This window comes from Streptomyces sp. NPDC057950, from assembly GCF_042887295.1.
Taxonomy (GTDB): Bacteria; Actinomycetota; Actinomycetes; order Streptomycetales; family Streptomycetaceae; genus Streptomyces; species Streptomyces kaempferi.
Genome location: NZ_JBHVPP010000015.1, coordinates 1 through 13,534, shown reverse-complemented (window position 1 = coordinate 13,534; position 13,534 = coordinate 1). Strand labels below are relative to the sequence as shown.

At 67.3% G+C, this 13,534-nt stretch carries 13 protein-coding genes; 5 read left to right on the top strand and 8 right to left on the bottom strand.

Annotated elements, in window-relative coordinates; translation table 11 throughout:
* Positions 1-104: 104 nt before the first annotated feature.
* Positions 105-527, bottom strand: a complete 423-nt coding sequence (locus tag ACFVTC_RS24135; RefSeq protein WP_390130541.1) for a (2Fe-2S) ferredoxin domain-containing protein — start codon at positions 525-527, stop codon at positions 105-107.
* An 833-nt stretch (positions 528-1,360) separates the two neighbouring features.
* Between ACFVTC_RS24135 and ACFVTC_RS24130 the strand changes: the two genes are divergently transcribed.
* Positions 1,361-3,355 (top strand): YncE family protein, encoded by a 1,995-nt coding sequence (locus ACFVTC_RS24130; protein WP_390130207.1) that lies wholly within the window; start codon positions 1,361-1,363, stop codon positions 3,353-3,355.
* A gap of 679 nt (positions 3,356-4,034) precedes the next feature.
* Here the strand turns inward: ACFVTC_RS24130 and ACFVTC_RS24125 are convergent.
* Complete coding sequence (locus tag ACFVTC_RS24125) at positions 4,035-4,223, bottom strand: hypothetical protein (RefSeq protein WP_390130206.1); 189 nt, start codon at positions 4,221-4,223, stop codon at positions 4,035-4,037.
* A gap of 37 nt (positions 4,224-4,260) precedes the next feature.
* Here ACFVTC_RS24125 and ACFVTC_RS24120 point away from each other — a divergent pair, with 37 nt between their 5' ends.
* Positions 4,261-4,593 (top strand): RRQRL motif-containing zinc-binding protein, encoded by a 333-nt coding sequence (locus tag ACFVTC_RS24120; RefSeq protein ID WP_390130204.1) that lies wholly within the window; start codon positions 4,261-4,263, stop codon positions 4,591-4,593.
* Between the two features lie 12 nt (positions 4,594-4,605).
* Here the strand turns inward: ACFVTC_RS24120 and ACFVTC_RS24115 are convergent, their stop codons facing one another.
* From ACFVTC_RS24115 to ACFVTC_RS24095, 5 genes are all read right to left on the bottom strand, one after another.
* A complete protein-coding gene (locus tag ACFVTC_RS24115; protein ID WP_390130203.1) occupies positions 4,606-4,848 on the bottom strand; it encodes a hypothetical protein in 243 nt (80 codons plus the stop codon).
* 1,123 nt (positions 4,849-5,971) lie between these two features.
* Positions 5,972-6,184, bottom strand: coding sequence for a cold-shock protein (locus ACFVTC_RS24110; protein WP_390130200.1), 213 nt, complete (start codon positions 6,182-6,184; stop codon positions 5,972-5,974).
* Positions 6,185-6,224: 40 nt separating this feature from the next.
* Positions 6,225-6,683, bottom strand: coding sequence for a hypothetical protein (locus tag ACFVTC_RS24105; protein WP_390130198.1), 459 nt, complete (start codon positions 6,681-6,683; stop codon positions 6,225-6,227).
* Between the two features lie 529 nt (positions 6,684-7,212).
* Positions 7,213-7,497: a hypothetical protein gene (locus tag ACFVTC_RS24100; RefSeq protein WP_390130196.1), complete on the bottom strand. Its 285-nt coding sequence runs from the start codon at positions 7,495-7,497 to the stop codon at positions 7,213-7,215.
* Between the two features lie 115 nt (positions 7,498-7,612).
* Entirely contained in the window at positions 7,613-8,158 is a 546-nt protein-coding gene (locus ACFVTC_RS24095) for a GIY-YIG nuclease family protein (protein WP_390130193.1), read from the bottom strand.
* An 896-nt stretch (positions 8,159-9,054) separates the two neighbouring features.
* Here ACFVTC_RS24095 and ACFVTC_RS24090 point away from each other — a divergent pair.
* Complete coding sequence (locus tag ACFVTC_RS24090; protein WP_390130191.1) at positions 9,055-9,489, top strand: hypothetical protein; 435 nt, start codon at positions 9,055-9,057, stop codon at positions 9,487-9,489.
* Positions 9,490-9,506: 17 nt separating this feature from the next.
* Complete coding sequence (locus ACFVTC_RS24085) at positions 9,507-12,053, top strand: tetratricopeptide repeat protein (RefSeq protein WP_390130189.1); 2,547 nt, start codon at positions 9,507-9,509, stop codon at positions 12,051-12,053.
* A gap of 379 nt (positions 12,054-12,432) precedes the next feature.
* On the opposite strand, the gene ACFVTC_RS24080 is transcribed toward ACFVTC_RS24085, so the two are convergent.
* Positions 12,433-12,795 carry a DUF6009 family protein gene (locus ACFVTC_RS24080; protein ID WP_390130187.1) on the bottom strand — a complete coding sequence of 121 codons (363 nt, stop codon included), beginning with the start codon at positions 12,793-12,795 and terminating at the stop codon, positions 12,433-12,435.
* Positions 12,796-13,334: 539 nt separating this feature from the next.
* On the opposite strand from ACFVTC_RS24080, the gene ACFVTC_RS24075 reads away from it, so the two are divergent.
* A partial coding sequence (locus tag ACFVTC_RS24075) for a transposase (RefSeq protein WP_390130539.1) occupies positions 13,335-13,534 on the top strand: 200 nt, incomplete at its 3' end.

The window sequence follows — 13,534 nt, the reverse complement described above, 5'->3', positions numbered from 1 at the left end:
GCCGTACCGGGACGCGTGGTTCCACACGGCCGCCCGGCACAAGTCGCGTCCACCCGGCAGCGGTTGGGACAGAAGCTCGGGTACCGGCCCCGGGACGGACGGACTCAGCCGCGGGTACGGCCGCGGGTACGGGTCCTGGTTCGGGCCCGTGCCTCGCGCGGCGGCCGGACGAACTGCAACTCCAGCGCGACCGGGGGCGGAGCGACCCCCGGCCCTCCGGCGGCCGCCCAGTCCACCAGGTCGTCGGTGCAGTCGTCACCCATCGCGAACCCGATCCAGGTCGGCCGCGCCCCCCTGCGCCGCCCCTCCCCGGAAGGCTGCACCACCACCACGTTGGCCTGGTCGCAGGGCCCGAGACAGTCCACGGTCCGCACCACGAACCGCCCGCCGGACGCCTCGGCCCCGGCTCGCAGCCGCTCCAGCTGCCAGGCGTGGTCGTCATCGGGATACTTCACCGGATCCCCGCAGCAGCACCCCCGGCAGACGACCAGGGTGCAGGGCCGCGAGCCTGCGGCGCCGACAGCCACCGTACGGGGGTTCCCGGGTGGGACGGAGGGGGACGGGAGGACGGCGGCCGCGGCGGTCCCGGAAGCGTCCGTCGGAACAGGGGACACGGCGGGCGAGGCGGTCAACGAAACCTCTCTCCTTGCGGTCGTGCGGGTACGGCTCCGCGGGGCTCGGCGGGACGTCGTTCAGGAAGTCGTCCGGGATGTCGCCCACCGGAGACGATAGTTGACGGCACTCGGCACGGATCCCGCGTCCCGGGGCGGTCCCGGGAGAGAAGCGGGGGCCCGACGAGAGGGCGGGCCGGCCGCCCCGACCGTGAGGGACACGTCGTACGGGACTCGTCACATGCCCTCCGCCGGCCTCCGCACGGGGCCGTGCGAGGAGGGGCGGTGGGCGTCGTGCCCTCCTTCGGGGTCCCAGACCCGCCCGTCCCCGGATCCACAGGGCTCAGGCCGGGTATTCCACGCGAGCAGCTGTCCGGCCACGATTCTCTCCTCGGCCCCGGGCAACGGGGGCCTGGGTGGTGTGGGTCCTGGTCGCCTCCGAAGCCACCACCTGTACCTACGAGTACGCGGGTGGAATTGCCTGGCTCCCCGAGCGGGTGACGGACGCTCGGGGAGCGATTCGGCTCCCGGCCCGCTTCCAGGCGCCCGGCGGCGTATGACGCGTCGACGACGGCGTCGGACGTGTCCGCTCTTGGTGGATACGTACGCGGAATGATGAGATCTCGCCTACTTCTTTGATCATCGTTGACCCCGGTCGGCCTCTGCTGTCACTGGCGTGACCTAGGCTCCGCTTACTTCCCCAGTTCAACAACAGGGGCTCTTTTCGTTCCGGGGGGTTCGAAACCATCGTGCGCATACGCACTCTTCCGGCCGCGACAGCGCTCGCGGTCTTCTTCAGCTCGGCCGCGCTCGCGGTCACCTCGGCCGCGCCCGCCCTGGCCGACTCCAGCACCGTCCTGCCGATCAAGTCGACCGGGGACGTCGTCGTGGACGGAGTCCACCAGCGGGTCTTCGTCAGCGACCCGACCAGCGGAAAGGTCGTCGCGACCGACTACAGCGGCACGGTCGTCGGCACCGTCGAGTCGTTGCCCGGCGTCCGCGGCCTGGAACTGTCCGCCGACTCCGGCACCCTGTACGCGGCCGTCGAGGACGCCGACGCGATCGTCGCCATCGACACGGCGACCACCACCGAGGCCCATCGCTACCCGACGGGCGACGGCACCCAGCCCGAATACCCGGCCCTCGCCGGCGGCAAGCTCTGGTTCGGCTACCGCGGCGCCGGCCGCGGCAACATCGGTTCGCTCGACCTGAGCGGCGGCGACCCGGTCGTCGCCCTCCACCAGGACACCACCCGTACCTGGAACGACGCCCCGATCCTCGGCTCCTCGGCCGGCGCCCCGGGCACCGTCGTGGCGGGTGCCCCTGGGCAGAGCCCGGTCGAACTCGCCGTGTTCGACGTGTCGTCGGGCTCGGCGAACCGCACCGCGTACGCCTTCGATCCGGGCAACAGCAGCAACCTCAGCGACCTCGCCGTCACTCCCGACGGCAAGGACGTCGTCACGGCCAGCGGCGCCCCCTACAAGCAGGAGGTGTTCAAGCTCTCGGACCTGTCGGAGGACGGCAGCTACACCACCAACCCCTACCCGAACGCGGTGGACATCGCCCCGAACGGCACCGTCGCCGCGGGCACCTTCTCCTGGTACGACCCGGACGTCCACATCTTCGAGCCGGGCGTCTCCACGCCGGTACGGCAGTACGACTTCCCGAACACCGGCGGCAGCAGCGGCTCCGACACCCTCGCGGCCTCGGGTCTCGCCTGGGCGCCCGACGCCGGCAAGCTGTTCGCGGTGTCGTACAACGACAAGGACGTGTACTCGCTGCGCGTCCTCGACAACCCGACCAAGGCGGAGACCGACCTCACGGCGACGGCCCCTGCCACCGCCACCCGCGCCAAGTCCCTCGCCGTCACCGGCAGGTTGACGTCGGGCACCGCGTTCCCGTCCGGTGCCACGGTCTCCGTCCGCCGCACCGACGCCGAGTCCCCGTCCGGCAAGCCGCTCGGCACGGCGACGGTCGGCGCGGACGGCTCCTACTCCTTCGCCGACACCCCGCCGGCCGGCGGCAAGGTCACGTACACGGTGACCTACGCGGGCGACGACTACCACGCGGGTGCCACCGCCACGAGCACGGTGAACGTCACCCGCACGGCGGCCACGGTGACGCTCAACAACAACCGCAAGGTGTACGCGTACAACACCGCGGTGAAGTTCACCGCGCACCTGGGGACGACGTACAAGAACCGCACCGTCGCGATCTACGCCGACCCCTACGGCGCGGACAAGCCCGAGAAGCTGCTCAAGTCCGGGACGGTGGACTCCTCCGGGAACCTGTCCGTCACCCTCTCCCTGACCCGTGACACCAAGCTCACGGCCAAGTTCACCGGCGACACCCGGTACGCGCCCGCGACGGCCACCAGCACGGTCGGCGCGCAGGCCAAGGTGTCGACCGCGCTCAGCGGCTACTACACGAGCAAGACGGCGTGGAGCCAGACGTACCGCTACTTCCACAAGTCCAAGGACCCCGTCCACACCACGACGATGACGCCGTACCCGGGCCGCAAGTACAAGGTGGAGGTGCAGGGTTACTACCAGGGTGCCTGGCGCGGCACCTACTCCGGGTACCTGGTACTCGGCTCGGGCGGCAAGGACACGCTCGAGCTCACGGGCACCCCGCCGACGGGCGTCCGTTTCCGCATCCGGTCGTCCTACATCGACACCTCGTCGGGCGACAACGTGAACTCGACGACGTACGGGACCTGGAAGTACTTCATCTTCACCAGATGACGTCCGGTACCTCTCACCGAAGCCTGACGTGACGGGCGCGGGTCTGCCCCCGAAGCAGCCCCGCGCCCCGGACGCCCACCTGACGAGCGTGGCCCGGCGCGAGAACGCGTCCCGTAGCTCGGCCGAAGAACGCGACGGATTCCGCCAGGTCTCAGTGCGCTCGTTTCTCTTTCCCGGGTGGCTGGATGACGACGATTCGCCAGATCACCGAATCGGCCGCTGAGAGGGTCCACGCCAGTTCGTGCATACGGGCGTGCGGTATCCCGGCGGTGAATACGCCGGTCCCGTCACCGCACTGAGACCCGGCGAGACGCCTTCCGGCGGCGATGACGTCGAAAGCGGAGGGACCGGCGCATGTCCACATCACCGTGATGGATGCGGCTTCCCCCGCTGACGCGGGAAGCGTGACACCGCCCTTACCGTGACCCGTTCTCGTGTACAGCGTCTTCGATCCGACAGGGAGTGGCGACTGGACCGGATCGGGAAGGCGATCCGGGCTCGTCGGGGTCTGTATCTGCGAGGGGGTCGCGCCCGTCCCGGTCGTCGCTTTCGCCGGAGCCCGCGTCGCCCCGTGGGTGGCGGTCGCCCGGGGGTGAGCCCCTCCGGAACAGGCCGACACGAGCACCAGGGCCGACAGGCCGGCGGCCAGCAGGGGCAGCTTCATCAGATCGTCCTCAGCTCACGAGTGGGCGATGTAGGGCGAGAGCGCCGGGAGCTTGGCGGTCCCGTGGTTGGAGACGATCCATTTACAGGCACCGTTGCGGGCACGCTTCTCCCAGCTGAAGGAATATCCCTTCGAGCCGAGGGCGAGCCATCCGTCCCGCTGGCTCGCCGGAACCTTCGTTCCGCGCGGCCGGCCACTGCGCATCCGAGGTCCGGTTACCGGCCGCGTGGAAACGCGTCGCGTGAGCGGGACGCTGCCGCTGTTCCGCTGGCGCCTCGCCCCGGACGGCTACGCCACCCGCCGCCAACTCAGGGCACGCAACATGCGCCCCGGCGGTCAGGACCTCGCCGCCCAGCTCGAACGGCCCCGCGGCCGGGGCCGACCGCCGCTGATCGCCTACCTCCACCGCGTCGATCTCGCCCGACCGGTCCGACCGAGGACGCCGGGCCGGTGGCGGGCTCACGCGGCGATGACGCGCGCCCGCCGCACCTGCCCGGCCTGCCGGCGCGACGCCGGACACGTCATCCCCACCTCACTCGACACCTGCGTACCCTGCGCCGGCCCGATCGGGTAAGGCGGGACCGCCTCAGTTCCCCAGGCCGAGCCACGAATACGCGTGCACGGCGAAACGCGCGAGCAACAGAAAGAAGTGCAGGCCCAGCCGATCCGCTGCCACCGCCACGACAACCGCTGCGCCCGCTATCTGCCCGGCGAGACGGCGCCACGAGAACCCGTCCTCAGTGCTCGGCGCCTTCGACGGCTCGGCATTCCCCGCGGACGTGCTGCTTTCACCTGCGGCGGCGCTGTGCGCCTCCATCTCCCCACCCATGCGCGGACCTTATCGCTCCCGCGGACGCGACAACTCTGCCCGCCCACCCCAACTCCGGCCCCACGAAGGGAATCAAGCATGTTCAAGCCCGACACTCGTCTCCCGGATCGTGCGATCCGAGAGACGACGCGCAAGCTCGAAGGGGTCTGCCAGGGCGAGATATGGCCCCGGACCGGACCGGCACGCCGCGTCGCGCCGCGTTGTCTTGGGCGGTACCCGGGGCGGGGCGGGGCAGCCAGGAAGAGGGGCCGATGCCCGTCGTTGCCGAGCCGTGGCCTGGCATCCCGGCGTGGCACTTCGGGCACCGTCCTCGGATGCTCGGTCGTAGAAGAGACTGAACCTGAAGACTCGGCCGTCCTCAGAGATGACTTGGCCATCCTCATGATCGGGGCCCTCGGGCAGGAGGTCGACGACAATCGTCGGGTCCGGATCGAGCCCCTGGCCCCGCAGAACCTCCCGCAGACTTTCCCAAAGGTCGTACTCGCTGGTGCGGAGGAGATCGGTGAACTGAACGACGATGCTTGACACCATGAACCTCGTGATCGGTCCTGGCCGCGGCGAGGGGAAGCGAAAGGCAGTGTCAGAGCGAAGCACTGGCGTCGATAGCCGTTTCGGCAGTCGACGAGGCAACAGCCGCGAGGCTGACCTTCTGATCCGCAGCTCTAGAGAGAGCGGTCGACGGAGGCCATAGCGGTCGCAGTGATCGCTCAGACGTATCGCGGGTCATGATCGGTTGCTGCCGCAGTACCTCGCTGCTGTACCGCAGATCAACTGCCCGCCCTCTATCCGCGCGATCGGCTCCTGAGAAACGACCTTCATCGCTCCCCAGGCACGTTCGAGCTGCTGACGACCTCGAGTTGTCGCAGCGTGTGGATCCCGCCCCAGTCCTGCTCTCCGCTGACGCCCGTCGCTGGCCTGATGCTGCTCTGGCCGGGTCCAGTGAGCTCACGAACTGCGAGAAACTCGATCACGGCCTTGCCTGGATCTCCAGGACGAAACTGTCCTCCAGGCTGGCGCCGTTGAAGCCGGGGAAGCTCATGTAAGCCGATGGGGGTGCGATTCCCTCATACGACGAATGCAGGGTCGCCACTCCTGCCGAGCGGCGACCCTGCAACGCGGACCTCTATTCACGCGTTACTCGAACGGCTCGGAACTGAAAGCCATCCTGTTCACCAGCCTCCCACTCCAAGGTGACGTGATCACCGGCAGAGAGGAAGTGGAAACCAGACATCTCGATTGCCGAGAAGTGTACCCAACACCCTCCGGGAGTTTCCTCGGAATCGATGACGCCCCAGCCTTCTTCTTCGTGCCAGACACGAACTTCTGCCTTTGTCATCCTTGGATTCTAGCAATCTCGAAGCCTAGCTGTCGGACGATCAGACCAGGGTCACAACGAATGGAAAGTCGACATCGACGGTTCGGGTGCCGCTGTGTCCTATCGGGAACGTCTCATGGATCGTCAGCTCCCAATTGCAGCGAGTCATGTCGCGACCTAGAGAGGACGACATATGAAGGAAGTATCGCGCACCGACGGCGCCGTGACTGTCGTGCGTCACCCTTCGTCCATTGCACGTCAAGTTGGCCGTCTCATTCATGGGGCCTGTGGCAAGGGCCGCAGTGGCGGCACTTAACTGCCAGCCCATCTGGAACTTTCCGGTGTCGTACTTGATCTGAGCCGTGAAGTTACCCCGCGGATCGTTCCCCTGGTAGAAGGCATTTCGAGGCGTATAAACATGGGGGTTGCCAGCTGCTCCCGACTGGGCTGCCATCAGACCCAGGGCTGTAACCGTCGCGGCTGCGAAGGCCGTCGTCCGCTTCATGGTGCGTGAAAACATCGAGATCCTTTCCGGAGGGAGTCTTCATTCATTCCGGAAAGCTAGACGGATACCAGATATGGAGGTTCACGTTCCAGGGCAAAGAAAAGTCCAAGTGACAAACCGTAATGGGACGGGGGTCACAGTTTGGCGCCCACCACCCCTCCTGTCACACGCCGCGACCTCGGAATCAGGGAATTATGTCAATAATTAAACTTCCGGGATTACTTAGTGTGCCCATTCAATTTCGGCCAATTCGCTCTTGGGTCCGACTCTGGCCCGTCACACGGTGCTGGCATGGGTACGCCGTTGGATATTTCATCGAGGCGGTCACCTTGACGGTGCAGTGTGTGAGGGGGAGGCATCACCCTGGGGCGGGGCGGGGCGGGACTGGGTGTTGGCGTGGTTCCGTAATCGCGTCTGCCGCCCGGCCTTGGCCAGTTGGGCAAGCTGACTATGGCCGGCGCGCCCATCGGCAATCTGGCTGCCGATTCCTTGATGACCAACACGCCATACCTCTCCTTGGCGGTGAGGGTGCCCTCTGAGGCCTTCAGGCTGTTCGACGTGGCTGGCCGAGCGCGCGCAGGCCGGCCGAACCGGGCTCGTCTTCATCGGGGCCCGCAGCGGTGTCCTCCGTCGGAACAACTTCCGGCGGATCTGGCTCCGCGCTCTCACCACGATCGGTCTCGGTGACGTCCGCCTCCACGATCTCCGGCACAAAGGCCAGGTCTCCGGCGTCGCACCGGTTGACCTGGGCCTTGTTCGTGTCCTGAGACTGGTGGGCGCGGACGGTTTCGAATCGCTGACATCCGCCTTGTAAGTTCGACCGCTGCACGGTGCGAAGTGCGGGAACGACCTACCGGTCGCTCGCGCATCCCGCTCCGGCCACCGCCGTGTGCCGTCGTTCGCCGTCGTTGATGTCAGTTGGTGATGTCAGAGCAGCGGACGGTCTACGCGCTGACGGCCAACTCTCGTGCGCGCTCGCGAGCTTGGGATCTCAAGCTCTTGAGGCGGCTGTGGAACGGGTTGTGGCGGTTCTTGTCGAGGTTCAGCGGCAGGTCGAGTTGAGAGATGAGTTCCGACTCCAGCGTCCACGGTTCGTCGTGCTCGATCCAGCACACGCGGGCGTTCTCCGCCATCCACTGGGAGAGGGCGGCTTCCCCGGCCTTGCCGAAGGTCATTCGCGTCCCGCTGCCCACCCGACGCAGCTCAATCCCGAGCAGACACCCGAGCGTGAGACGCAGCGTCGATCCGGCCGCGTTGCCCCGGTAGTGATAGCGCACGCGCTTGCGAAGGTTCTGCGTGCTGGTCCGGTTCGCCATGTACCGCGGAGCTATGCCGACGTAGAGCAGGCGCCCGGCATCGAGGTCGGCTGAGGGAGCCTGTTCGAAGTGCCACCCGTAGACCCCGGCCGCCGCCGGCACCGGGCTGGGACGCAACAAGGCTTCCTGCGCCGACCACAGCCGATCCGGTGCGGTGAGAGTGGCGTGAACCACGAAGCCTCCAAGGTCGAAGAGCTGCCGGTCGCAGGCTACTGGCTGAGCGCGTCGGCCGTAGCCGCACACCGAACCGCACGCGGCGTGGCCGTCTGGCCAGGCTGGCCGACACGAGAGGTCCCCCGCTCCGTCGGTGCCGATGGCGTCGGCGACCAGACCGCCGCTCTCTGGCAGGGGGCGGCCGGCCGTTCCACTGGTACGGCAGCGCCGAAGCCCTGCTCTCCGACCAGAATGCTCAAGCGGAGGGAACGGCGTGATCTGGTCTGAGGAGGGGATGAGAGCCGTCCTTCGCGCGGGAAGGATCAAGAGGGCGCGCGACGTCTGCACGACGCTGGCACGCACTTTGCAAGCGGTCTGCCACGCGGTTCGGCTCTGGGGGCAGATGTGTACCCGGGAGGCGTAGAGGACGCTATGGCCTCCTGAGGGCGCCGCCACCGAGTATCACCCTGCCCGGTCCTCGCCGTAGTCACGCGGTTAGTCACGCACTACAGGTGAGGCCCGGTACTGATCTCTCAGTACCGGGCCTCACCTGCGATGTAGCTGTCGGGGTGGCGGGATTTGAACCCACGACCTCTTCGTCCCGAATTAGGCCCTGCAAGATCCCTGACCTGAACCCTGTATCAAAGATGCAGGTCAGGCCATTGGAGTGCGTTGGCCTCCGATGGCCCCCCGGGGTCACGATCTCAAGATCGTCTCCAGGATTTCTCCATGGCGGCACGACACCTGCTGCGATGCGTCTGAGGGCCGCAGGCTCCCGGCGTTTTGCCAGCGATGCCTCCCGCTCGTTCTGCTGCCGCCCCCGTGGCAGCCGGGCGTGAGGTTGGTGTTTCGGCTGATTGGGTGGGGGTCTCGTCCTAAGCTGAGTTTCTTGTCCGTTGTTTTGTGGGGGTGTTGTTGTGTTGGTCGAGGGACTGATCGCGGCGGCGGCGGCCGGTGGCGGGGCGATCGTGCAGGCCGCGGGGACGGACGCGTGGGAGGGGATCCGTTGTGGTGTCGCGCGGATCCTCGGTCGCGGCGAGGCAGGACGGGAGCAGGCCGAGCTCGAGCGGCTCGATCAGACCCGGGCCGAGCTGGAGTCGGCCGGTGACGGCGCAGGGGCGGAGCGGGTGCAGACCGTTCTGGTGACCCGCTGGCAGACCCGTCTGGAGATGCTTCTGGAGCAGCTTCCGGAAGAAGAGCGTCAGCAGGTGGCGGCTGAGTTGCAGGCTCTGGTCCAGCAGGCGCAGGCCCAGGCACCGGTGCAGAGCACGCACAACGACTTCAGCAATGCGACGTTCACCGACAGCCAGATTCTCGGGAGCGGCACGCAGAACAACACGATCAACCGGTAGAGGCACGGGCGGCAAGCATGGGGGCGAAGAAGACGTCCGGCAAACGCAAGGGCGGCGGCAGAAGAGACAAGCGTCCCGGGCAGCGGCAACGGGCTGGAGTTGGTTTCGCGGGGGCGTCGTTCGAACGCAGTCAGGTGCTCGGCAGCGGGACGCAGAACACGAGAATCAACGTGCAGGCGTACGCGGCGGTGCCGACGGCGCTGAACGCTCTGCCGGGTCTGCCGCAGGAGTTCACCGGCCGCGAGCACGAGATCACCAAGGTTCTGTCCCTGCTCGACCCCGGGAGCGGTGCGGGTGCGGTGGTGGGGTCGGTCGCTGGGCTGCCGGGCGTGGGCAAGACCACGCTTGCTCATGCTGTGGGGAATGCCGCGCTCGACAAGGGCTGGTTCACGGGTGTGCAGATGGTGAACCTGCGCGGCTACGACCCGACCCCCGTTTCGCCGGAGGACGCCCTGGAGGCGCTGCTGCGGGCTCTTGGTGTCGCGGCCGATCACATCCCGCCCACGCTGGACGAACGGGAAGGGCTGTACCGGTCCCAACTCGACGCCCTGGCGCGTATGGGGCAGCGGGTTCTGGTCCTGGCGGACAATGCCTCAACGTCGGACCAGGTCCGGTCCCTGCTGCCGGCACGTCACCACGCGGTGCTCGTGACCTCCCGGCACACCCTGCCCGGACTCGGCGCCCGCCTGTTCGACCTCCATCCTCTCCAGCCGGATGCCGCCGTGGACCTCCTGCAACAGCGGCTGGAGGTCGCCGACCCCGACGACAGGCGCGTCCAGGACGAGCCCGCTGCCGCAGAGGAACTCGCCTCGCTCTGCGGCTACTTGCCTCTGGCCCTGCAGATCGCCGCCGCGCTCCTCGCGGACGACCCCGGTCAGCCGCTGTCCGAGCGGGTGCGGATGCTCACCGACGCCGGGAGCCGTCTTGGCGGTCTCGACGACGGCGAGCGCAACGTGACCGCCGTCTTCGACGAATGCCTCACCCGCCTCACCCCTCAGCAGGCCGACCTCTACCGCCTCTTGGGCCTCCACGCCGGCCCGGATATCTCCACCCCCGGCGTCGCGGCCCTCACCGACCAGCCGGCCGGCAAAGTCGTGCCGTTGCTGCGGCAGCTTGTCCAGGCGCGCCTGCTCATCCAGAACAGCCAGTCGCGCGACCGCTGGTCCATGCACGATCTCCTGCGCGTTCACGCGCAGGAACAGGCCCGTCTCACCATGGACCGCGACCGTGCCCCCCGCCGACGGTACGAACAGGCCCGCACCCGGCTCACCGACCACTACGTCCGCCACGCAGAAGCAGCCGACACCCACCTCCGGCCGCCCGGCGACGCCGTGTCGCCGCAGTTCGCCGGACGGCAACAGTCGCTGGAATGGTTCGACGCCGAACGCGAGAACCTCCTCGCCACCACGCACACCCATGCCCGCACCCAGACGGCCCTGGACCTCGGGTTCGCCCTCGGCCACTACCTGAACTGGCGACGGCGGTTTCAGGACCTGATCACCGTCCGCGCCCATGCCCTTGAAGCCTGTCAGGCACTCGGCGACAGTCTCAACCAAGCCGGTGCCTGGAGAAATCTCGGCAGTGCTCTCCAAAAGCTCGAACGTCACGCCGAGGCACTCGACGCTCACCAGACCGCTCTTGACTTCTACCAGCAGACCGGCAACACCCACGGCCAAGCCGACGCCTGGAATAACCTCGGCAGCACGTTGAGTGGTCTCGAACGTCACGCCGAGGGATACGAAGCTCACCAGACCAGCCTCGACCTCTTCCAGCAGACCGGCGACATCCACGGCCAAGCGGGTGCCTGGACCAACCTCGGCAATGCTCTCCAAAAGCTCCAACGTCACACTGAGTCACACGAAGCTCACCAGACCAGCCTCGCCCTCTTCCAGCAGACCGACGACATTCACAGCCGAGCCCTCGTCTTGGTCAACCTCGGCAATGCTCTCCAAAGGCTCGAACGTCACGCCGAGGCACGCGAAGCTCACCAGGCCAGCCTCGACCTCTTCCAGCAGACCGGCGACACCCACGGCCAAGCGGGTGCCTGGAACAACCTCGGCAATGCTCTCCAAAAGCTCCAACGTCACACTGAGGCACGCGAAGCTCACCAGGCCAGCCTCGACCTCTTCCAGCAGACCGGCGACACCCACGGCCAAGCCGATGCCTTGAACGGCCTCGGCAATGCTCTCCAAAAGCTCCAACGTCACACTGAGGCACGCGAAGCTCACCAGACCAGCCTCGCCCTCTTCCAGCAGAGCGACGACACCCACAGTCAAGCCGCAGTCTGGAACAACCTCGGGGTGGCCAGCCGCGGCCTTGAGCGGCATATAGAGGCAATCGCAGCAGGAGAGAAAGCGGTCGAAATGCTGACGCACCAGGAGGACTGGGGGCGCGCTGGAGAGGCATGGGGGGAGCTCGCCACCACCCTGACGGCGTCCGGTGCCGAACCGTCCCACGTTAGGAATGCATGGGAACAGTCCGCCACGGCCTACACCCGCGCGGGCGACAACAAAGCGGCCGTCGCATCTCGCTCGAACGCCGAAGCGTCGCCACCAGGCGCCTGACCGGCTATTGGTACCGCGAGCGCTCACACGGGACGCTCGCGGACACGGTCATTCGTGACGGTCATACTTCAGGGCGAACTACCCCACGGCAGTGCAGGCCCGCGCGTGCTCCGCTGTGTACCACGACCTGGGCAGGCCCTGAGGATCGAAGCGCACAGGTGGCATCTTCCGCGGGGACTTCTTCGTCCCGAATTAGGCTCTGGAGGATCACAGACCTGAGCCTCACGCCATAGATGCAGGTCAGAGCATCGGGATGGCTCGGTATCCGGTGGCCCCCCGAGCCCTCTATCTCAAGAACTTCTCCAGGATTTCTCCACAGCGATGGGCGAGGTTGCGGGGTGGGTTCGCAGCGCTGCCATCCGCACACGTCATCCCTGTACTAGGGCAGGGGCGCTCCCCACGCCCGTTCGGTGAGCTCACCCCAAACACCTGGGGCGACTGTTCGAGGATCGACCGCTTCGCTGGGTGCTGAGTTCTCGTACGTTCCGTCCGGCTGCTCGGACCTGTCGTACGCCTTGACCCAGAAGACCCGCCGGATGAATTTGCCGGGCACGTCCCCGGCCGGGGCGTCTGAGCGAAGCACTGCGTAGCCGACGCGTCGGCCGCTACCGCTCCACGGGACCGGACGGCGGCGAGTGGAGACAGACAACTCGACTGACTGCCTGACATAGTCGAACCGCTCGATGTTCTCCGTCCAGACGATGTCGTCCTCATGCTCAAGGGCCTTTGAGGTCTCACCCATCGTTCCTCCCGCAGTCTCGGAGTCCGAGCCACAGTGTGGCCGCACCGAGCGGACACAGCATCTACTTCTGGCCGCTCTACACGGGTACGTCGATCCCGATAGAGCAGTGGCGCCCGCGGATGTGGCTGGATACGTGGGTTTAGTTGGGCGGATGTAGCAACGGGGCGCGGCAGTCTGCCGCGCCCCGTTGGTCGTTGCTGGCCGTTGTCAGCCGTCGCCGGCTGCCCTCGCACGGCCCGAGGACGGCCCGGCTCTGGGCCCGGCAGATTTTGCAGCAGGCTGGCTTCGCTCCCTCTGACCAGCCACTCTTGCCTCCCAAGCCACTCTTCCGTGGCAGTTTCCCAGGTCTCTCCGGCTGTAGCGGAAGCCCAGGAGAACGGTCCGCCTCGTTCGGTCAACTGCCGGTTTTTAGGTGCATGCCGCGGCCTCGTCCACGCATAGTCCGCAGCGAGCAGGCCGCGAGAGCCGGCGACCAGGGATCGCCAAGCAGCTAGGCCAGCCTAAGAAGTCATCTCATTTGGTTGGGTAAGCTGCCCGTCGTGGTGGGGATTGTTGAGCGGCTGGTGCCGGATGAGTTGTGGGAGTTGTTCCAGCGTGTGGTGCCGGAGGCACCATCCCGGCCTCAGGGCGGTGGTCGGCGTCGGCACGGTGACCGCGAAGTTCTCGCCGCGATCATCTTCGTGTCGAGCTCGGGCTGCACGTGGCAGCAGTTGCCGACGGCGTCGTTCGGACCGTCAGG